This is a genomic window from Bacillus sp. FSL K6-1338, assembly GCF_038006965.1.
Classification (GTDB): domain Bacteria; phylum Bacillota; class Bacilli; order Bacillales; family Bacillaceae_G; genus Bacillus_A; species Bacillus_A thuringiensis_S.
Genome location: NZ_JBBOWI010000003.1, coordinates 68,277 through 89,358 on the forward strand (window position 1 = coordinate 68,277; position 21,082 = coordinate 89,358).

The window sequence follows — 21,082 nt, forward strand, 5'->3', positions numbered from 1 at the left end:
CTATGGTAAAAAAAATCGTTTTAGCTATTAGCGATACTGTGTATACGGCATATTTACGTGAGGATTTTATTGGTGCGGGATTTGAAGTAGCTGATAGTGATGTGATGCACATCAAGTATCTAGATGAAATTCTAGATACGGAACAGCCCAATATTCTATGTATTAATGACAAACGATTAAATATTGATGCGGGACATGAAGAGAAACGTGAATTGATTATCTTACAGAAATTAAGAGATATTCGCTTTAATCGCGATATTCGTATTGTGGTATTTACTGAGCGTGAAAATGATGATGAGTTTTTGGCGAAACTGATTTATCTAGGTATCTATGACATTTTTAACTCTCGTAAAATTGATATTGATAATAAAGTCATCCCACAGCTGCTACAGGAATCTGATATTAAAAATGTAGCGGAAATTGTAGGGGCAAGTCAGGCACCGCAACAAACAAAGTTGCCTGAGGTTCCTGTTGATGATGAAGAGGAAGCATCAAGTGAATTAGAGGAAGGCGGCGGCAATGAACCTTCCTCTAATTCCAACAAACTATTTAAAAACAAACAAAAGCGTAAGTCTGTTTCAGAGAAGATGCCAAAAGCACCTGTTATAAAAAAACAGTATAAATTGGCTTTTGAGCCGGTATATGAAAAACAAATCGGTATCGCTATTCCAAGAAGAACAATTGTTGTGGCCAGTATGAACAGGAGAAGTGGTGCTACTTTTGTTTCACATCTTTTAGCTGCTTACTTAAATGAAATACAGATTGATGTGAATTATATAGAGAATCTATATGATGATGGTTATACGTATCCGTTATTAAAGGGATATACAGAAGCACCAGAAAACTATCGTAGTGAATTTATGTTGCAGCGATATAAAGAGATGCTACAGAAGGAATCTGATATATTATCAATTCCAAAATGGAAGCAAGGAAGAATAAATTATATCGTAAAGAATCCTATAGTGGACCAAGAGCTGAAAAATGAGACAGAGCAAGACTTTGACCATTTTATTAAGGTTTTATTGGCTAACCAAGAAGCACCTATATCTATTATTGATGCAGGGAGCGATTGGGATAAAGATTTATACCATGAAATATGCGAAATGGCAGATTTTATTTTCTTTGTAGCAGAACCAGATCTGCATCAATTGCTAAAGATAGCGCATCCTCTTACACCAAAAGAGAGAAAGCTCGTTTCTTACTTAGATTTAGAGAAAACGAGAATCATTGGGAATAAGTTTTCTTCTGCACTTTTAAAGCATGAAGTAATAGAAGAATGTTTTGGAGATAAGGTATTAACTGCTTTACCACCATATGAGATAGAAGATGTATTTGAATCTCAATTAAATAGTAGTACGTTACTATCTAGTCGGAACTATTATAAAGAGTTAGAAGGAATAATGAAGGAAATAGCAGAGTTATTGCTACCAAACCAATTATTGAAACAAAAGAAAAGTTCCATTTTAAGTGGATTTCGGTTTCGAAAGTCTGAAAGTTAAGGAAGGATGAAGAGGAATGCAAAAATTTATTATAGGTGCTGCCTCATTATTATTATTTGTTGGTTGTTTATTCTTAATGACAGATATGATTATTGGAGATACAACACACACCGATAATAAGTCTGCACTTGAACGTGCTGGAAGTACAGCAATGGATAAAGCCGTAAAAGTAGGTGTTTTACGAGCGCAAGAAGAAATTGCTATTGAACCAGAAATCGCAAAGAAAGAATTTGAAAAGTCTTATAACCAAAATACAACATTTAAGGATCCGGCTTCAAAACGAGCGTTTTCTGTACATGCTGTACAAGAGCAACCTGCAATGATTGCGGTTGAAGGAGAAGCGGAAGCTGCTAGTTATACTAAACAATTTGACGAAAAGAAAGGCAGCATTAAGAGTAACGCAAAACACATATTTATTTATGAAGCAGATTCTGACAATAAGAAAGCTGGAGGAAACGTGAAATAAATAAGAAAAAGTAGGTGTGTAAGAAATGCAAAATACAGTAACAACAGCGCTTTTTCTAACGCTTTCTTTACTATTGATAACTCTTATACCAGAAGGTGTACTGTATGGAATGCAGTTAATAAAGGCACATGATTTTGCTTCTAGTACAGTAGAATTAGCAGAAAAAACAGGTGGTTTTCAGTACACGTATGAAGGGAAAAACGTAAATCTAATCCCTGATATAGAGAAGAAAATGAAAGAGCAGAATATGGATGGATGGAAATATGAATATACAAAAGGGCGCGTAGATCATAATCAGCCATTGAATTTTAAGATAAAAGCTGAACATCACTTCTTTATTTTTAAAATGATAGGGATAGATAGTGTGAAAGCACCTATATGGGCTAACAAAGATGGAATGGGACAAATCTATTTCCGTTGAAAATATCAATATGTATAAAAAGAGGTGAAAAACTATACTGAAAAGTGTAGTTTTTTTGCTAGAAAAATATATTTAAAAATAAATATATAAAAATACTTTACAAGCCTATTTCCATATGGTAATATTTACCATATGGAACGGCGGTTATAAAAACATTAATTCATAAATTTATATGTTAAATTATCTGGATTTTATATTTAAATTCGGTACAATAAAGGAATCTATGAAAAAACTAATATATTTGGAGGAACAAACAATGGCAAACAAATTTTTAAAAACAGCAACAGCACTAACAATTATGGGTACATCTTTATTAGGAGCAGGAGCATTTACAGCGAAAGCAGCTGATAACACAGACTCATTAAAATTCAATGATGTTCCAGCAAATCACTGGTCAACAAAAGCAATTTATAATTTGACAAATCGTAAAGTAGTGCAAGGGTACGGAAATAATATCTTTGGCTTTGGTGACAATGTAACCCGTGGGCAAGTTGCTCGTATGATTTATATGTACGTTAAACCTGCAGATGCAGATGCTAGCTTCAAAAATCCTTTTACTGATATTAAAGGACATTTGTTTGAAAAAGAAATCTTGGCACTTGCTAAAGCAGGACTTGTGAATGGATTTGGTGATGGGAAGTACGGTCCAGACGATATTTTAACTCGTGAACAAATGGCACAAGTACTTACAAATGCCTTTAAATTTAAGGCAACGAAAACATCAAAATTTGCAGATGTTGATAAAAATTCTTGGTCTTACGGTGCAATTAGTGCATTAGAGGAAAATGGGGTTACAATTGGTACAGGAGATAATATGTATTCTCCAAAAATGTTTGTAACACGTGAAGCGTATAGTCAGTTCTTATATAACTCTATTAATGCAGTTGAAAAAGAAACAAAACCAGAAGTGAAGCCAGATCCAAAGCCTGAAACAAAGCCAGAGGAAAAACCAGAAGTAAAACCAGATCCAAAGCCTGAAACAAAGCCAGAGGAAAAACCAGAAGTGAAACCAGATCCAAAGCCTGAAACAAAGCCAGAGGAAAAACCAGAAGTGAAACCAGATCCAAAGCCTGAAACAAAACCAGAAGAAAAACCAGAAGAAAAACCAGAAGTACCTAAAGGGTTCGATCCAGATCTTGTACAACCAGGTTTTAAATATTATCCAGAAGCATTAGAAAGTGTATATGCACAACCACATTTTACTCCAGAAGCTCAAAGTATCTTGAAAGAAATTAATAAAAAATATAATACAAATTTAAAATATAAGGATTTACTTGGTAGTGTACATATAATGGACGATGGTATGTATTATCCTAAGGGGTCATATGTAGGTGGACAGTTTGCTGTTGGTGGGACAAAGGACGATTTTGAAATTGTTTTTGTAGATAATCAACCAGCAACTGTAGAGCTAACAAAACGATGGGTTACATATTTAACTGGTTTAAATTTGGATAAAGAAATTCAAGAAACAATTGATGCAGATAATATAAATAATTATCAAAAAGGTAATTATAAAATTCGTGTTGGACAAACTATGGCAATTGATACAATGTATATTCAAATTAAAGCTAATTAATGTTACAATATAACTATCATCTTAAAAACTAAATATAACATTTAATAAAGATACGGAAAGGACACACCTAACGTACCAGCCCATGGTACAGGTGTGTCCTTTTTTTATTCTAGGAGGAAAATATAATGAAATTAAAAAGAAATTTATTACTAACGTTATGTACTTCAACAATGTTAATGGTTCCAACTATAGCAAGTGCGAAAAATGCTGATATTCCTTTTTACAATGGAAATGACGATACATTTATTTCTTCTCAATTACAAATGCCAGGTAAATATTTTCGCCCTGGAAGTGGGTTTGACCCCGTAAAAACATTATATAAAGCAGATATACATTATCCAGCGGTTTATAATGGTTCTTTTAATTGGGATAATCCTAGACAAAATCTAGTGCAAAGTGAAGATAGTTCAGAGCCATTTGTAAGAATTGCAAATGAAGGGTATTTTAATAATTCAGTTCCGGTCGGTGATCGTATGGTAACAGAAATAGAACGTGTAAATGCATCTGTTATTAAAGATAAATATTGGGGAAATACAGATTTTGTTTTAAATAATATAATTCCAAATAAAATTTCTGGGGCTGTAGATTTAAAGAGTTTTGGAGAATTTTATTGGATTCGAGATATGGCATATCTTTCTGGTGGATATGCGGGTGCTGGGGCTGTAGAAGGGGTTAATAAATATAGTTTATGGTATGTGCGTACAAGTAAACCTGAAATAAAAGATTTTAAAGCCAAGATTGGAAAAAAAGATGTCCCTGTTAAATTTACATTTAACGGTTTTGAGTATGTAAGTAAAAATAAAGGATACAATGACCGAGATCCTAATGGAACAACAGTAAACCCTTATCAAAAAGCTGCTGGAGAACGGAACCGAGTTAAATGGATGTTAGATATTACAAAAGATGGCGAAACCGTGTATCATCAGGAAAATTACTTACGTTCAACTCCGCAAAAAGATAATCAAAAACCCAATGAAGGTGATGCAGGGCAATTTAAGTCAGAAGAACTAAAGTGGCAGCCACAAATGTGTGGTCGATATACTGCGAAAATTAAAGTTCTTGATGCTGTTCAGAGGGAATCAAACGAGAAAACTGTTGATTTCACTATAGATGGTAACTGTGGTACTGAAGTAACACCTCACCCAGATCCAGGAGATGAAGATGATTTTAAGTATAAAATTGATTTTTCTGCTGATCGAATTGAAGGAGAAACAGCAAGAGAAGGAAAAGATATCAAAACAAGAGTAGATGTATCACGTGATAATTTTAAACCAGAGCGTGATCAATATAGAGCAAAGGTAAATAACAATATTAATAAGTCACAGCAAGAAATAAACAGTGCTGAATCTGATAGAGATAGCGCGCAGTCCAGTTTGAGTTATTGTCGCCGTAATCCAATTCATGAAGTAGATGCTGAGGGAAAGGATCATTATTATGATAGAGACTGCTCTTGGGAAGAAAATAAACTAGATAATGCGGCAAGTAAGCTAGATAATGCAAGACAGAAGTTAGAAAAAGAGAAGAATAAAATTAAAAAGTTAGATGTATTAGAAGAAAAATATACGAATCCTGAAACAGTAGTTGTGTTAAAACATAACGGCCAACAAGTAGCTTTACAAAAGGTAAGATTAACTGAGGGAGAAAAGAAAACACTAAACTTGGATTGGCAACATAAAGGGAAGGGAACCATTCAGGCGGAAATTAACCCTGCTGGTAATCGTCTAGATATAGAAGAAACCACATACAAAAATAATCCTATTAAAACAGCAATTTATGAACCTTCAAGAGAAAAGGCAATGTGTGGAGTAACGAGTGTAAAAGGTGTAGTAGAAACAGTAAGCGAACGTGTGTCGGAAGAAGATACAGCGGGAGAAATGTTCTATGAAACATTAAGTGGAAGTATTGATAATCTATCACCTTCTAAACTTCATAGTGGCTATGGTTTTTCGTATCAAGTAAATGGAACATATAAAAATCAGTGGAATGAAAATTATCCTGGTGTTTTTACAGCAGCAACGGCACAATATCCATTTGCAGATGAAGGGCTAAAAACAACACAAGATTTAGAGGCAATTTCTAATAATGGATTAGCATCAAGATTCCAACCTAAAAATATGTATATGTCTGAAATAACAGGACATGTTTTCGATAGCAAAAAACCAACTAAGTCTCTATATTGGGATGGTCAAGAAAAAATTATTGATGGCCAACGTAAATGGTATGCTCCATTAAAAACGAAAGATGGGAAATATGCATTCAATGTTGAAACAAAACCAGCGGGTGTAAATGAAATGAGCTTGTGCCTGACAAGTGAGGTAGAAATTAAAGGAGTCGCATACGATGACTTTAAAAAGAGAAGGGTGCTTGCAGATCTTCCATTTCCTGTGCAAACACCAGGATGGAACTGGGTTGGAAAGGAACATATTATTACTGATTTATCAAACTGGTACTATATGAAGAATAGAAAATAGTTAAGTAGTATTGTATAATAGGTTGAATCGACACAATAATATATCCATCATAAACTAGTAGCTGAATGGATAAACCAAAGGCACATCCCTTAATGGGATGTGCCTTTTTTTCATAGAAAGGGGAAATTAGAGTGGATAAAAAGAAAAAACAACGTGTTAGACGTGTGATTATTATGGGGGTTGTCGCAATAATTGTATCGCTATACATTGGAGGCGAATTTCAGGATCGGAATGGGAAGAGTTATGCTCCTGCAAAGTATTTTGAAACAGGAACGAAGTTGATTTCGTTTTAATAATAATCTTGTCTCTTTTACTTACTATCGTGGATAAATCTGCATGACATGTACTATAGTTGATGTTATAATATGTGTAGAAGTATTATAATAATAGTTTTTGCATAAACTAAAGAAGACGAAGTGCTGGTAACACTTCGCCATATGTAACTGCTACCGCAAGGTGGTTGGTTACTAAAAATTTAGTTATTTTTTATTGAACCACCAAGTACGTTTGCGGCGTTGGGTGGTTCTTTTCGTTTTTCGTCGCTTTTTTTGTCTTTTTTTCCAAAACGTTGATAGGTATTTTCCTATATGTTTTGCAAAAAACACAGCGACTTCTCTAGCAATTACTTTCAGAATTTCAATTGCTATCATGAAAAGAATGTCCATATTGTCACCTCCTTTCTCCATAAAATAAAAGAGAAAGGAAAGCAACCGACCACCCTAAAATATTCAGTTACATTATATTCATTATACCATATTTGAGTGTGGGTTAATAGCTTAAAAACCTTGATATGACAACGTTTTTAAGGGTTTTTGAGTTTTCGTGTCAGAGTTTTGAAATGGCAAAAATAATATTTTTTTTAGAAATGATTGACATGAAACTCCATATATCATAATATTGAAATTGTAATATTAAAGAAACCAAATCCAACATTTTCATATAGACTTTAGATTAGCTAAAAGGACACACCTAAGGCGCATTATGCCATAGGTGTGTCCTTTTTTTGCGTTTAAAGGCTACATAAGGAGGAATACAAACATTGAAGCCATCTAAGTTTCAAAAGAAGCAGATTGCTGCGGTAGGTTTAGCTGCTGCAACAGTAGCGGGTATCTATGGATACAATCATTTCGCAGTCGAAAATGCAGTAAAACCAACAAAGATTGTTGTAGCCGCAAAGGATATACCTGCGCATACAGAAATTAAAGAAGACATGCTAGTGGAACGAACATTACCTGGTGATGCGATTCCCCCCAATGCATTACGTGCAAATAAAAAAGAAGTGGTAGGTAAGTGGACAAATGATGGGCAGCCCATTACAGAAAATAGTTATCTCTTTAAAAATAAAGTAGTAAAGAAAGAAGAGTTACCGGACTCTGCAATTTTAAATTTGAAAGATGGCGAAGTGGCCTTTCCGTTACTCGTTGATTTGGAAACAAGTTCAGGGAATAGTATTATTCCGAACACGTATGTGGACTTATATTTCAAACAGGTTGTAAAAGAAGGAGACAATGAAAAGGTAGTATTCGGTGGCCTTTTCCAACGTGTACGTGTGACTGCTGCAAAAGATAGCAATACAGAAGATGCCTTCGTGCTAGAAAAGAAAGAATCAAAAGAGGAACAAGAAGGAAAACAAAAGCCAAAGGTAACGCGATTATATACACTGGCTGTTTCACCTGAACAGCTTCAATATTTAAATCGTGCAAAAACGCTTGGAGATGTAATTCCTGTTGCAGTCGGACAAAAAGTAGAACAAACAGGGAAAGAACTAGAACCAGCTGAAGGATTCTCGCAAATATCTGATCAAAAGAACATTTTAGACTATGTAGAGAAGCATTCGACCAATCCAATTTCTAAAAATGTAAAAGAGTATGTAGCGCAGTATCTGAACGAATCTAAGTAAGAAAGGAGTTTTTTAGATGGATCGGCAAGTAAAAATCATTGCCTTTTATGCCACAAATGAGAACGTAGGAAAAAGTACGTTAAGTATTACGTTGGCAAATGAGTTAGCTCATCTAGGGAAAAAGGTGCTTTATGTAGAAGCGGACCAAGTAAGACCAAGTTTTGCGGTTGGAACCGGTCTTAGCCATGAGAGTAAAAACATGCTAGAGCTTGTAAGAAAAGAAAATGAATATAATCTTTCGCATTATATTTGTACCAAGCAAGATTTGTTAGAGAAAAAAGTGAATCCCAGATTGATGCAAAAATTGCACGATAAGATGGATTTTCTGGTATTTCCATCAGGTTATAGTTTGGCTCAATTCCCAGAGATTCAAAACAAAGAATTGTTCGTAACGACATTGATCGAATCACTTGTAGATACAGAATACGATTATATCATTCTCTCGGTGCCAACTGAATTATCAGAGGTGTTGAGTTATCCAATCCTATACCAATCAGATATTGTTGTTCATGTGCTAAATGGCAACCCTCGTGGTGCAATAGCAATTAAGCGAGAATTACAATTAATAGAAAATGCAAAGCTAACATTACCTCGAATGATTCATGTGCTAAATATGGCAGATGAGAATTATGTAGAAGATATTGAAAAGCTTTCTTCTCAAAAAATTGCGGTGACAATTCCGTATGACAGAGATCGTACGAGTTACGAATGGGGGATGCAATTTGGCTCCCCACAAATTAATACAAAGGTCCATCACATTATGGAAGCAGCTGGTCTTAATATTCCATCCCAGCAATCCTCTATGAAAAAGGGTCTCTTTGGTTTACGAAATTAAAAAGGAGGCATGTAATATGTGGGGCTATTTACAGGAAAAACAAGTTGCCTTAAAGCGAAATCGAGTGGATTTATATCACTTTGGTTATATGATTCGTTCCAAATCAGCTCGAAAATTAGGAACAACTACAGCTCAACAAATTAAAGATATTACAGATGAAATTCGTGCATTTTTAGTAAAGGAACATCGTGATATCTTAAGTGAATCCTTTATGAATAAAGAGAAGAGAACAGCTGTGGAGCAAATTATTAAAAGCTTTTTACTAAGCAATCAAGTCGTTGTTTCAGATGTACCTTCTGAACAGTTACTAAATATGGTGTGTGACGAAATTGTTGGATTTGGGATTATAGAACCTTTAAAAGAAGATAAGGATGTAACCGATATTTATATCAATGGCACAAAAGAAATTATTTACGAAAAAATTGGAGAGGGAGAATGTACATTTCCTTACCGATTTGAGACGGAAGAAGAAGTGAAAGCTCTAGCTTATAAGATGGTAAACAGTACATCAGAGTCATTGAATACAGCAAAGCCATATGTGGACTGCGTGTTTCCGTATATCCGTATCAATATTGCGTTAGATGAACTTGGGGGACTCGGAACAACAATAACGATTCGTAAGAATGCAGATCACCTTCGTGCCTCTGAAGAACGTATGTTATCTACCAATCAAGCGTCAAAAGAGATGTTGGACTTTTTGGCTGCCGCCGTGAAAGCCAAAATGAATATTCTAGTTGCTGGAGCTACAGGTACCGGAAAATCAGAGTTTATGAAATATCTTGCTTCTCACATTCCGAAAGGAAAGAAAAAAGAACGTACTCTTGTAGTAGAAGATAACCCTGAATTATATTTGCATCGCATTTTTCCGGAACATCATTTTGTTCCGATGCAATGTAGGGCATCGGAAGTAGAAGAAAATGCAATCGACTTTGATAGATTGTTAACAAATGCTTTACGTCAAGGACCAAAGCGATTAATTGTAGGGGAATCGAGGGGGAAAGAAGCGTTAAAAATGATTAACTTCTTCCAAACAGGACATCCTGGTTTCACCTCTGTCCATGCAAGAAGTGCAAAAGAAGCAGTTAGACGTTTAATGCTCATGTGTCTGCAAAGTGGTGCGAATATCGATGCTCAGTATTTATATGAATTAATCTCACAGACATTTGATGTGATTGTCTTTTTAGAAAAGAAAGATGATGGGAATCGCTATATTACAGAGATGATTGAGTTATTGGATTATCAAGATGATATACAGTTCAATCAGCTTTCTCAATTTATTCCGTCGGGTGAGGAATACGATGAAATGAATGAGAGAGTAGGAAAGATTCATGGAGATCATATCATTACAGCCAAGATGTCAGCTGAAATGGAGAAGAAATTCCGTTCTTCTACTGTAAATCCAGCTCTTTATGCACCATTCCTTTCAAAACAGGAGGTGCAGTATGCATAGTTTGTTAGCCTATGGATGTATACTTTTAATCTTTATTAGTGTAGGATTGCTCGTTTTACTTTTTGCAAAATCGAAGGGTTCTGCTCTTTCTCAATTTGTACAAGAAAATGAGAAGGAAGAAAGGCGCTTGGAATTAAGGAATATTAAAGGGATACGAATGTATCTACCGCAATCCGTTATCCAAGAAGCTCAAAAGTACGAATGGAAATTGACAAAGAGTATGTACTGGATATATACGATTCTTTCTGGGATGAGTATTGCAGCAGTGTTCTATTTTTCATTTGGACAAGATCCTTATACACTGATTACCATTTTATGTGGTTTTTTAGTTCCAAGGTTTCTTCTCTATAGAAGAAAAAAACGTTACTACTTGGTTGTCATTGACCGCCTCTCTATTTATATGAAGGCAGTTGCGAATGCACTTCAAATTAGTAATAATGCCAAACGCGTGTTAGTACAAGTAAAGCCAATGATGCATGAAAGCATTCAAGAAGAAATAGAAAAAGTTTCTCTTCTATTAGAAGGTGGAACCACAATGCATCGTGCGTTTAGAGGATTCAATGAAACGTTTAATTTTAGAGAATTGGTATTCTTCCATGAAATGTTGGAAGTGTGTAGCCGAGAAGGTGGAGCGAATTCAGTGCAAGTCTTACTAGATATTGCAGAAGATTTCGAAAAACAAAAGTTGTACTTGGCAAGATTGCGTTCTAGTTTATCGCAAGCACAACGTGCCTTTGTACAGAACTGCTTAATCGTTATCGCCATGCCGATTTTGATTATGCTGATGTCAAAAGAAGCATATGGATTTTTAGCAGGTTCTATGATGGGGAAAATCGCGTTATCGGTAAATATGTTCATTGTCTTTTTCTTAGCAACCCGTGTAGAAAAGATTGCAAATTATAACCCAACAGAAAGAGGGGAATAAGGTGGCTACGATTTTAGCTGTAGTGGTATTCGTTGTCATGTATTGGGTATTCTCTACCTTTCTACAAAGTAAAAAAGACAGCGGTAGCTTACTTACGAACTATGTAGAAAATGCAAAACGAATTGAAAAGAAGAATTTAAATCAAATGATGCTCGCTCCCTTCCAGTCGTTATCACATAAGTATCTGACAGAAGAAAAGAAAGAGCAGATTCAGAAAAAATTAGAAGAAGCTGGCTTGGATACGAAACCAGAAGAATATTTAAAAATGAAGGTTGCATATCCTATCATTTTCACCTCTGTTTTCTTGATATGTACGGTGTTCCATGATTACTACTTATTTAAAGTGGGTGTATTGATTTCACCGTTGCTTTATTTCTATCCTGATTATCTATTAAAGAAAAGAATCAAGCAGGCGATAGAAGCTAGGAAGTTCGAATTACCAGAGTATCTAATTCCTATGCTGCAGTTGTTAAAAACACATACAACATTAGAAGCAGTAAAAAAGGCGCAAATATATGCTGGAAGACATCTTCGTCCATATGTATCTACACTTACTGCGGAATTAGAAATGTATGCAGGATCGGATCAACCATTTCGAAACTTTGCAGCAGCTTTAAATAGTCCAGAAGTAAATACCTTTACAATCGCGTTGCAACAAGCGCAAAAAACGGACAAGGTACAGAGTCTTCGTATTATGGACGCACAAATTAAAATGATGCGCGAGTTAAAACATGAAAACTATAACCGTCTCATTCAAAATAAGCCAATGGAAATGAATAAATTTAACGTCGCAGTTATTGGATGTATTGTGATTTATCCAATGGTGATTGTTATTCAATCTTTAATGCAAGGATTTGCAAGCTTATAGAAGACATTATCAAAAATGGAATAGGTAAAGGAGCAAGATATATGTTAACGAAAATGAAGAATTGGTTAAAAAATGAAGACTCACAATTATCATCAGAAAATGGTATGTTAATCGCCTTGGCAGTCATTATCGTATTAGTAATTGGCCCGTTTGTATGGAAAGCAATCCAAGGTGGTTATGATACGATCCTGGCACGATTCACAAAAGCATCAAGCAATGCAGATGTGAATTCTTGGAACAAGTAATAGAAGATTTAGATGAATGATGTTTATTACGTATAGCTCAAATAAATGGATAAGGGAGATTCAATCATGTTAGCAAAAATGAAAAATTGGTTAAAAAATGAGGATTCGCAATTATCATCAGAAAACGGTATGTTAATTGCCTTGGCGGTGATTATCGTATTAGTAATTGGCCCGTTTGTATGGAAAGCAATCCAAGGTGGTTATGATACGATTCTAGCTCGATTCACAAAAGCATCAAGCAATGCAGACGTAAATTCTTGGAATAAGTAATTAAAGATTTAAATAGATAAGTTCTAATTCAAATAAATTCTTAAAATCGATATATAAAGGAGACGAAATGAAATGTTAGCAAAAATGAAAAGTTGGTTAAAAAATGAAGACTCACAATTATCATCAGAAAACGGTATGTTAATCGCGTTAGCGGTGATTATCGTATTAGTAATTGGCCCATTTGTATGGAAGGCAATCCAAGGAGGCTATGATACGATCCTGGCACGATTCACAAAAGCATCAAGCAATGCAGATGTTGATTCTTGGAACAAAAAATAAATATAAAAATAAAAGAGGGGGCTACCTAAAAGTGGTTCCCTTTTTTACACAGCATTTTTTTGAAATTAAGAGGGGAGTAAAGAAAATGGGTCTGTATATTGTGGGATTATTACTAAGTTACATGTTCCTAAATGTATTTACTGATTTGAAATATAGAAAAACAAAGAATATGTGGCATCTACTATTTTTAATATTGGGGATAGGAATCACGTATTTTGCCGGAATAAGAACAGGGAAAGAGATTGCAATTGTACTAGTCATGGCCTTAGCGTGTGGTTTATTGCTAGAGACATTTAAATTTTCTTCACCTGGTGATACCAAAATGCTTGTGGTGGTAGCCTTATATGTTAGCAATGTAGTAGAAGAATCGGCTATGCTTACCGCCATTACATTAACAGCTTTCCATTTACTATTCTTTTGGATTGCTAGTGTTTATCGATTAATTAAAATTTTAGGGTTTGCAGGAGCGATTAAAGACCAATTGGAGCATGCTGCTTCTATATTTGGGGCAAAACTACCAAAAAAAGAAATCAAGCTGATACAGAGCTTTCCAGGGGCTTGTTCTATTTTATTAGGAGCAATTGTGTATGTTGCGTTCACTATCTATCAAAACGGAGGTATGTTAGCTTGAATAGTAGAATCATTCATCAAAGAGAAACATATATTTATTTCACGATATTCGCACTAGTAGGGGTACTTATTGCAAATATGTTTATTCATATGGTGTTTATACTAGCGTATCCGTTACTTATCGGATTAATTGTACAGGTTGTTCTGCTTCAGCAGATGAAAAAAACTTTTTATCGGAGCGGAAAAGAATTAACGGAACAGTTAAAACTAAAGAATATATTTCTAGTAGAATCAAACATTTTAGGGGATGAAGAAGGAACCGTCTATGAGGTGCATCAAATGCCTTTTTCATTTTCTAATGGATTAATTAATAAAGATAAGAGTTATAAAGTCATAAAACAAGAGTATGATAGAAAAGTCAAAGAGGATCTAACGAAAATTGCAAAATGGCAAGTTACAACAAAAGCTAGACTTGTTACGACAACACATTTTCGTTTATATACAATTTGGCAGAAAAATAGTACGGGTTATCAATTGAAAAAAATAGAGGATTGTGTTGATCCATATGCAAAGATGAATCTCATACAATGGATGATTGCATCATTCTGTACGACTGGTCGTATTAAGTACGATAAGAAACCAAAAGAGTGGGCAAGCTATGAATGGATTACTTTAAGGTAAATAAAAAAGACAGAAAATAATAAAATGTACCCTATAAAATTGACACTCGAAAAAAGTCTATTCTATAGGGTACATTTTACATTGTATGAGTTTTTTCTCTTTGTGTAGTTTTTCAATAAAAAGAGCGCTTTTAAAGACGCCTAATGAACAAGATTTATATAAAAAAGGTGCACAAGATATGGTATGTATGCATCTTAAAATTTTTAATACAAAATCCTTATTTGAAAACAAGAAGCCCTAGAGTTAGGGCTCTAGGGCTTCTTATTTTGGTATTCTCACATGGTTTTCAAAAAGAATAGAACATATTGAAGATAACATGTGAATGTTTCATAAATGTATCAAAAAAGTGAACAAAATTGCTATTGCGGAAGAAGCAGAAATGAAGTTTCTAATACGTAAGTACGTGAAAGGTATTATTTCCAGGGGATAAAATGCGCGTGGGACACCTAATCATTATTTTATCAGAGGAAAAGAATATGTTATGAACTTGGTTGAATGAAAAAATGAAAATTTTAATTTTAGAGTGAAACTAAACAAAAACGCTATTTGAATAAAAGAAGTTAAATAAGGATGAAGAATAGTCATCTCTTATGCTGGGGAGGTTAACGGATATCCAAATTAAATAAGGGTGATTATGTGTTAAAAGGTAAAGTGATTAGTTTGTTTTTTGGAATTGTAATGGTATTTTTATTTTTAAATCCGTTAGATATCAAAGCGGTTAATAGTAATGATCAAGAGTTTTATGATTCTTATAATACTTTATTAGCACCATATGCAAGTCAAGTTATCAGAAGGAAGCTTGGACCAGATCATCAGTATAGTTTAACGGATACAAAAATTATAAAAATTGAACGTTTCCCAGAAGAAAACTTTAATTTTATTGTTACAGTTCAATATAAAACTTATATAGGAGCTCATAACCCTCCGAATGGCATAGAAACTATTACTTTTAATATAGATCCAAGTGGAGTAAAGGTTATAAATTTTATTCATAAAGATACTTAAAGAAGAAGTAATATTCTTTATACATTGATGAAATGGATATTTGAATTAAAAAATGTAATAAAAATTTCATTTTGTATTAAGTTGGAATATAAAAAGAGCACTTAGTAAAGTGCTCTCGTAACGAGCCTCATTTTATAACGATTATTTTATAAAGAAAGGAACTCAGAATATTATATATACGCCAGTCAATTGAGTACCTTGTACAAATAAAGAGCAGCTAGCAAAAGCTAACTGCTCAGGTAATGGAATATGGTTCGAAATGGGTTGTCTACAGTATTGACGGAATATTGGTTTTTATTCGTGAAGAATTACGTTTAACTTAATGCGTAGCCAACGGTCAAAGTTAGTGTTAAAAACACTGATAATAAAAGTGTTAGTAGAACGGTTGCTATGCTTCTAAGCATCGCAACCAAATTATTTATTTTAGAAAATCCTTTCATACCAGCAAAAAAAGTTCCTATTGTTAAAACTAGTAAAAAATAAAGAGTGGATAGATAGCGAATTCATAATAAACATTTTAACGATTAGGCATATTTAAGAATCTCGAACATAAGATGGTAATGACACCGAGAAGAATTCATTGTGTTCGCTACTCGCGTTAATACGTTTTGAAAAGGCACCTATTCAGGTGCTTTTTTGTTTGCATCTTTTGAGATGGACGAGCATATATTGGAATGTGTGGATGGAAACCATTTTATATATCAGAGCACCTATCAATTATGGGTGTTCTTTTTTTATGTAAAAATTTTATAAGTTGTGTGAGAGTTGAAAAATAGTATATTATCTTTCTCAATGTACATATTAAGAAAAGTTTTTAATATCATACATAAAAGGCGGGATAATATGAGTAAAAATAAGAAAAATGAAGAATTGAATAAGATAAAAAAGTATTATTTTAATGAGGACAATCAACCAGTAGCTGGTATAGAGTTAATTTTGCCGCCGGATATAGGAATCATGTTAGACCAGAAATCAGTTAATGATGAAAGTAGAGATATTGATAATGAATAAGTTTAATTTAAGCATCTATTCGGGTGCTTTTTTCTTTGTTATGTAGAAATTACACATTAACCCCCTTTAATACATGACTTAGGTATAGTTGGGAATGATATCATATAATGATACTGAACGGTTTCCAACATGTTCCCCTATATTTTTTTTAGCGAGAGCACTTATTGGTGAACTGCACCCCAATTGTTAGACACAGTCTAACAATTGGAGGTGCAGTTTTTCTATGGCTAAATTTACAGCTGATGAAAAAATACAAATCGTTCTACGTTATTTGAACGGAAATGAAAGTTATCGAGAAATGGGTAGATCGCTCGGTATAAGTGACACAATCATTTTGAATTGGGTAAACCAATATAAACAGAATGGTCTGGAAGCTTTTCTAAAACGATGTACAAATTACACACAACAATTTAAACTAGACGTACTAAACTTTATGATTGAAAACGGTATGTCCTTATTTGAGACGGCAGCTATCTTTAATATTCCTGCCCCTTCAACGATTTCTGTTTGGAAAAAACAGCTCGAAACACAAGGAATTGATGCCCTTCAATCTAAGAAAAAGGGGCGTCCATCCATGAAAAAAGATTCAAATAAACAAGTAAAACAAGCTTTAGCTGAAGGGTCAGTCGAAGCACTTGAAGCACGTATTCAACAGCTTGAAATGGAAAATGAGTACTTAAAAAAGTTGAATGCCTTAGTTCAAAACAAGGAAAAATCACGAAACAAGACAAGGCACAAGTAGTCTATGAATTAAGGCATAAATATTCGGTGAAGGCACTCGTGGAGCTAGCTGGTATTCCACGGAGTACGTATTATGATTTAGTAAAGAAAATGAATCGTCCGGATCAAGATGCCGATTTGAAAGCTGAAATTAAAGCAATTTATGAGGAAAATGAAGGTCGTTATGGCTACCGTCGCATTCGTGATGAGTTAACGAATCGTGATCAGAAAGTGAATCACAAGAAGGTTCAGCGCATTATGAAAGAGCTTGGATTAAAGTGTGTTGTGCGTATGAGGAAATATAAATCCTATAAAGGGAAAGTCGGTAAAATTGCACCTAATATTTTAGAGCGTAATTTTTATACAGATGCCCCGAATCAAAAATGGGTAACGGACATCACAGAGTTTAAATTGTTTGGAGAGAAACTGTATGTATCACCTGTATTAGACTTGTATAATGGTGAAATTATTACCTATACAATTGGTTCTAGACCGACGTATTCACTTGTTTCAGAGATGTTAGAGAAAGCATTAGAACGCTTACCTGAAAATCACCAGCTACTGATGCATTCGGATCAAGGATGGCATTATCAAATGAGACAATACGTCCGTACACTTGGATCAAGGGGTATCGTACAGAGTATGTCTCGAAAAGGAAACTGTTACGACAACGCAGTAATAGAGAATTTCTTTGGGATTATGAAGTCGGAGTTCCTCTACATAAAAGAATTTGAAAGTGTAGAGCATTTTAAAATAGAATTAGAAAAATATATAGATTATTATAATACGAAACGGATTAAGGCAAAATTAAAAATGAGTCCGGTACAATACCGAACTCATTTTTATCAAGCTGCCTAATGAAATAACCGTGTCTAACTTTTAGGGGTCACTTCATGGGGGAGTGCTCTTTTTCGTTTGCACATAAGGAGGCTTTCATCATACAATATCAGGTCAATATAAATATACCGTTACTCACTTAAGCTCTATAAATAGGTATAGAGCTTTTTTATTGCACATAAGGAATTCCCAAACATGCAATATCGATTCAATGCCAACCAACTTATTCCTTTTCCAAGAGCTATATATATTCCGCTATAAAGCTCTTTTAGGTTGCGCCATTAGAACGGGCAAGGCATTGTCTTATATTTTATACTCAGAAGCTTAGGGCACTTTATAGTGTTCTTTTTTTATTGAAAAAAATGAACATTTGAATAGAAAACATATCCTTAATATAACCTTATTTTAACTATGGATTTAATAATACCCGAAAACTAAATGGTATAATTTTCTAAAGAAACTCAAAAAAAGTTTATTTTAGAAAAGGGGTAGAGGAAAAATGTTTCAGAAAGTTAAATTTTATTTAATGAGCATATTAATTAGTGCATTTTTAGGTGGGATTATCATAGGTACTAATTTCTTGGTACATAACATATATAATTTAGTTGCAGGTAAAGAATATCATTTTAATATGTGGTCTTCTATTATTATATTTAGTGTTGTATTTATTTCGGGTTTCTCGTACATGTTGAAGAAGGGACCAGATATAATTGTTAATGATTAAACCAATAGTAATTATCGTAGGCACTGCCTTGATCTGGGGAGCGTCTTGTTTGTTGTTAAGGAAAGATAAGGGGTGAGATAGACTTGCAAATTGAAATATTATTAGTCTCAAACATAGACTAGTAAACAAACTATTTTTACCTTTTAATCATAGAATATGATGAATTCTATTTTTAGAGGAGGGAATCATATCTATGGGATGGGATAATAATTTTGGGCATTCTCGAGATTGTAATAGATTTTGGGATGATTTAGTATTTTGCGGATGCGGTCGTAGACGTAGAAGAAACGATTTTAACGACTGTCATTGTAGACGCGACTGCGATTGTGATGAGTGTCGTCGCAGACGTAATCATGATCATGGCCGTGATCATAATCACGATGATCGTCGAGATTGGTAAAGTCTTTGGAAAGAGTGCTTTTCTTCAAAGCACTCTTTTTTGTTCAGGAATTTTCCGGTCTTATTTGTTAAGAGATAATAGGGAAAATAAAAAAGAGAGCTAATGCCCTCTTTTTTGATGTGGTAATTAATCGCAGATTGGTATTCCAAGTACTCTTAAAGCTAATGCTACTTGAAGAGAAATCTCTAATCTAGCAATTTCAATACCAGCCACTGAAAGAACTAAAAAAGGTTGTCCATTTACAAATACAACGCAACTATCCATAGTTACGCCTCCTTTCTAGCAATCTACTATAGTATATGAGTGAGACGCTAATATGTAATAGTTGGATTAATGGATTTTATAGAATTGATAGATTAGCCCATTTAAACAAAACAAACGAACAAGAAAAGTAAGAATCAAATGATTCCTGCTTCATGGAGAGCTCGGATTAAACCAGCGATGGCGAAGATGAATCCAATGGATTTAAATTCCCATTCTGAAATTCTAGTCCCGTTTTCTAATTCTGTCTTTTTGAATTTCATAGTAAAACCTCCTCCTATAAACATAGATGTATGAATTTCTAAATTTTGGTCATTCCCTTCTATATACATTTGAAATTTGTTAGAGTAACACAAAAAGGAATTAAAGAAATAGTAGTGATTATATGTCTCAAAAACAATTGAACTTGATCGTCTAGGAAGAACAATGCATCAGCTTGTTAATTTACTTCAAGAGTTTAATGAAAAGGGCATTCACTTTGTTTCTATTAAAGATGGAATTGATACATCTACAACAATGGGAAGGTTCCTATTTCATATATTTGGTGCAATGGCTGAAATGGAACGAGAAGTTATTAATGAGTGTGTTGTTACTGGTGTGGCTGCTGCCAAAGCAAGAGGAAAAAAAGGCGGCAGAAAGAAAGCTCATACTCCTCAACAAATACAAGGAATGATGGAAATGCTTGCTTCTGGTAAAACAAAAGTTGAAGTATGTGAGATGTTTGATGTAGCTCGCGCAACCTTTATAGGTATATAAAAGAAAACGATTCTAAACAATCAGCTTTAAATGCTGAGGAGGGTAAAAATGCATATTAGAGAGGAATTCGAAATGAATCGCACGGATTACTTAAAGACTTTACCTAAAAAGTGTGCAAATTGTGGAGAAACAAGTGATTTAGATATACACCACATTGTTCCTTTATTGACAGGTGAAACAAATCGAATTAGTAATATGGTAATGCTATGTCTTGAATGCCATGGGAAGATATATAGCGTGAACAGGGTTAAACATAAGGAATTACAAATAATAGGGATTGAAAAAGCAAAAGAACGTGGTGTGTATAAAGGAAAGTCTAAAAAATGCACTGAGACAAATAAAAGTATGAAACAAGCTTTGGGATTATTTAAAGATCGTAAGAATAATGGTTATACCGTAAAGAAGATATGCAATGAAACTGGAGTTAGTCGTACTGTTTTGTACGAAGTAGCAAAAGAAAAGGGAATAGTTTAATTTACTTTAAAGTAGCGAATCCGTTGCTTTTTTATTTTATAAAGAATTCACTTTAAACATTTCTTGTAACTAAGAATACTTATGTAAATATGGGAAACATATTTGATTCTTGGAATGAGGGGATCGATGTGGATATAACGCAAAGTATTGCAAGAATAGTTGTTAATGGGATAGATCTTCCGTTTACTTCAGTTAGAACAACTGCATGGATTAATGGACCTGCTAATGATTTAATTGTTACGACTAGGCAAAGAGTGAATGAGCTTTATCGTGTTATGTGGTCGCGGGTGCCAGTTATGCTAACAATGTATTTCATTCAGGGGGCGGACATAGTGAGAGTTGCTAGAGTTGCAGGAGTTGATGAAAGTATAACGGGAGAATATATATATCATTTTATTTGGTGATAAGACAAACTTTAATTAGCCTAGCAGCTGCTTT

27 protein-coding genes and 1 pseudogene are annotated in these 21,082 nt (G+C 34.1%); 24 read left to right on the forward strand and 4 right to left on the reverse strand.

The window, feature by feature from the left end; translation table 11 throughout:
- Positions 1-2: 2 nt before the first annotated feature.
- From NZ044_RS29660 to NZ044_RS29685, 6 genes are all read left to right on the forward strand, one after another.
- Positions 3-1,499 carry a hypothetical protein gene (locus NZ044_RS29660; protein WP_098349394.1) on the forward strand — a complete coding sequence of 499 codons (1,497 nt, stop codon included), beginning with the start codon at positions 3-5 and terminating at the stop codon, positions 1,497-1,499.
- 16 nt (positions 1,500-1,515) lie between these two features.
- Entirely contained in the window at positions 1,516-1,965 is a 450-nt protein-coding gene (locus NZ044_RS29665) for a hypothetical protein (protein ID WP_098349393.1), read from the forward strand.
- 25 nt (positions 1,966-1,990) lie between these two features.
- Positions 1,991-2,386 carry a DUF4320 family protein gene (locus NZ044_RS29670; RefSeq protein WP_001181739.1) on the forward strand — a complete coding sequence of 132 codons (396 nt, stop codon included), beginning with the start codon at positions 1,991-1,993 and terminating at the stop codon, positions 2,384-2,386.
- A gap of 256 nt (positions 2,387-2,642) precedes the next feature.
- Positions 2,643-3,962 (forward strand): S-layer homology domain-containing protein, encoded by a 1,320-nt coding sequence (locus NZ044_RS29675; RefSeq protein WP_340950248.1) that lies wholly within the window; start codon positions 2,643-2,645, stop codon positions 3,960-3,962.
- Positions 3,963-4,087: 125 nt separating this feature from the next.
- On the forward strand, positions 4,088-6,433 hold the full coding sequence (locus tag NZ044_RS29680; RefSeq protein ID WP_098349391.1) for a hypothetical protein: 2,346 nt from the start codon (positions 4,088-4,090) through the stop codon (positions 6,431-6,433).
- Between the two features lie 131 nt (positions 6,434-6,564).
- Positions 6,565-6,726, forward strand: a complete 162-nt coding sequence (locus NZ044_RS29685; RefSeq protein ID WP_170954504.1) for a hypothetical protein — start codon at positions 6,565-6,567, stop codon at positions 6,724-6,726.
- Positions 6,727-6,912: 186 nt separating this feature from the next.
- Here the strand turns inward: NZ044_RS29685 and NZ044_RS29690 are convergent, their stop codons facing one another.
- The gene (locus NZ044_RS29690; RefSeq protein ID WP_000353169.1) at positions 6,913-7,098 is read right to left on the reverse strand and encodes a hypothetical protein; all 186 of its coding nucleotides are present in this window, start codon (positions 7,096-7,098) and stop codon (positions 6,913-6,915) included.
- Between the two features lie 374 nt (positions 7,099-7,472).
- Between NZ044_RS29690 and cpaB the strand changes: the two genes are divergently transcribed.
- The 11 genes from cpaB (at position 7,473) to NZ044_RS29745 (ending at position 15,461) form a co-directional block, all read left to right on the forward strand.
- On the forward strand, positions 7,473-8,333 hold the full coding sequence (gene cpaB, locus NZ044_RS29695) for a Flp pilus assembly protein CpaB (protein ID WP_000804774.1): 861 nt from the start codon (positions 7,473-7,475) through the stop codon (positions 8,331-8,333).
- Positions 8,334-8,349: 16 nt separating this feature from the next.
- Entirely contained in the window at positions 8,350-9,168 is an 819-nt protein-coding gene (locus tag NZ044_RS29700; RefSeq protein ID WP_273634919.1) for an AAA family ATPase, read from the forward strand.
- Positions 9,169-9,184: 16 nt separating this feature from the next.
- Positions 9,185-10,618 carry a CpaF family protein gene (locus NZ044_RS29705; RefSeq protein ID WP_273634918.1) on the forward strand — a complete coding sequence of 478 codons (1,434 nt, stop codon included), beginning with the start codon at positions 9,185-9,187 and terminating at the stop codon, positions 10,616-10,618.
- Positions 10,611-11,543, forward strand: a complete 933-nt coding sequence (locus tag NZ044_RS29710; protein ID WP_273634917.1) for a type II secretion system F family protein — start codon at positions 10,611-10,613, stop codon at positions 11,541-11,543. Before NZ044_RS29705 ends, NZ044_RS29710 begins: the two co-directional genes overlap by 8 nt.
- A gap of 1 nt (position 11,544) precedes the next feature.
- Positions 11,545-12,411, forward strand: a complete 867-nt coding sequence (locus NZ044_RS29715) for a hypothetical protein (RefSeq protein WP_033700066.1) — start codon at positions 11,545-11,547, stop codon at positions 12,409-12,411.
- Between the two features lie 41 nt (positions 12,412-12,452).
- The gene (locus NZ044_RS29720) at positions 12,453-12,656 is read left to right on the forward strand and encodes a hypothetical protein (RefSeq protein WP_000956353.1); all 204 of its coding nucleotides are present in this window, start codon (positions 12,453-12,455) and stop codon (positions 12,654-12,656) included.
- A gap of 66 nt (positions 12,657-12,722) precedes the next feature.
- Entirely contained in the window at positions 12,723-12,926 is a 204-nt protein-coding gene (locus NZ044_RS29725; protein WP_000879955.1) for a hypothetical protein, read from the forward strand.
- Positions 12,927-12,998: 72 nt separating this feature from the next.
- Positions 12,999-13,205, forward strand: a complete 207-nt coding sequence (locus tag NZ044_RS29730; protein ID WP_000879960.1) for a hypothetical protein — start codon at positions 12,999-13,001, stop codon at positions 13,203-13,205.
- 85 nt (positions 13,206-13,290) lie between these two features.
- A complete protein-coding gene (locus NZ044_RS29735; protein WP_273634916.1) occupies positions 13,291-13,836 on the forward strand; it encodes a hypothetical protein in 546 nt (181 codons plus the stop codon).
- Entirely contained in the window at positions 13,833-14,456 is a 624-nt protein-coding gene (locus NZ044_RS29740) for a hypothetical protein (protein ID WP_273634915.1), read from the forward strand. The genes NZ044_RS29735 and NZ044_RS29740 overlap by 4 nt, the downstream gene beginning before the upstream one ends.
- Before the next feature lie 636 nt (positions 14,457-15,092).
- Positions 15,093-15,461 carry a DUF3888 domain-containing protein gene (locus NZ044_RS29745; RefSeq protein ID WP_240383839.1) on the forward strand — a complete coding sequence of 123 codons (369 nt, stop codon included), beginning with the start codon at positions 15,093-15,095 and terminating at the stop codon, positions 15,459-15,461.
- 314 nt (positions 15,462-15,775) lie between these two features.
- Here NZ044_RS29745 and NZ044_RS29750 read toward each other — a convergent pair.
- Positions 15,776-15,974: pseudogene (locus NZ044_RS29750) on the reverse strand (hypothetical protein); the annotation flags it as partial.
- Between the two features lie 330 nt (positions 15,975-16,304).
- Here NZ044_RS29750 and NZ044_RS29755 point away from each other — a divergent pair.
- The 4 genes from NZ044_RS29755 (at position 16,305) to NZ044_RS29770 (ending at position 19,153) form a co-directional block, all read left to right on the forward strand.
- On the forward strand, positions 16,305-16,472 hold the full coding sequence (locus NZ044_RS29755) for a hypothetical protein (RefSeq protein WP_172442926.1): 168 nt from the start codon (positions 16,305-16,307) through the stop codon (positions 16,470-16,472).
- A 223-nt stretch (positions 16,473-16,695) separates the two neighbouring features.
- A protein-coding gene (locus tag NZ044_RS29760; protein ID WP_340950255.1) for an IS3 family transposase occupies positions 16,696-18,050 on the forward strand; the annotation gives its coding sequence in 2 pieces (ribosomal slippage) (positions 16,696-17,149 and positions 17,149-18,050; 1,356 coding nt in all).
- Between the two features lie 478 nt (positions 18,051-18,528).
- Complete coding sequence (locus NZ044_RS29765) at positions 18,529-18,753, forward strand: hypothetical protein (RefSeq protein WP_273634914.1); 225 nt, start codon at positions 18,529-18,531, stop codon at positions 18,751-18,753.
- Positions 18,754-18,946: 193 nt separating this feature from the next.
- Positions 18,947-19,153, forward strand: coding sequence for a hypothetical protein (locus tag NZ044_RS29770; RefSeq protein ID WP_240383841.1), 207 nt, complete (start codon positions 18,947-18,949; stop codon positions 19,151-19,153).
- 126 nt (positions 19,154-19,279) lie between these two features.
- On the opposite strand, the gene NZ044_RS29775 is transcribed toward NZ044_RS29770, so the two are convergent.
- Both NZ044_RS29775 and NZ044_RS29780 read right to left on the reverse strand, forming a co-directional pair.
- Positions 19,280-19,417, reverse strand: coding sequence for a DUF3956 domain-containing protein (locus tag NZ044_RS29775; RefSeq protein WP_000376554.1), 138 nt, complete (start codon positions 19,415-19,417; stop codon positions 19,280-19,282).
- A 134-nt stretch (positions 19,418-19,551) separates the two neighbouring features.
- Positions 19,552-19,677, reverse strand: coding sequence for a hypothetical protein (locus NZ044_RS29780; protein ID WP_273634913.1), 126 nt, complete (start codon positions 19,675-19,677; stop codon positions 19,552-19,554).
- A 163-nt stretch (positions 19,678-19,840) separates the two neighbouring features.
- Here NZ044_RS29780 and NZ044_RS29785 point away from each other — a divergent pair, with 163 nt between their 5' ends.
- The 3 genes from NZ044_RS29785 to NZ044_RS29795 all read left to right on the forward strand — a co-directional run bounded on the left by NZ044_RS29785 (position 19,841) and on the right by NZ044_RS29795 (position 21,048).
- A complete protein-coding gene (locus tag NZ044_RS29785; protein WP_273634912.1) occupies positions 19,841-20,170 on the forward strand; it encodes a recombinase family protein in 330 nt (109 codons plus the stop codon).
- A 48-nt stretch (positions 20,171-20,218) separates the two neighbouring features.
- A complete protein-coding gene (locus NZ044_RS29790; RefSeq protein ID WP_273634911.1) occupies positions 20,219-20,644 on the forward strand; it encodes an HNH endonuclease in 426 nt (141 codons plus the stop codon).
- A gap of 89 nt (positions 20,645-20,733) precedes the next feature.
- The gene (locus tag NZ044_RS29795) at positions 20,734-21,048 is read left to right on the forward strand and encodes a hypothetical protein (RefSeq protein ID WP_273634910.1); all 315 of its coding nucleotides are present in this window, start codon (positions 20,734-20,736) and stop codon (positions 21,046-21,048) included.
- Positions 21,049-21,082 lie beyond the last annotated feature (34 nt).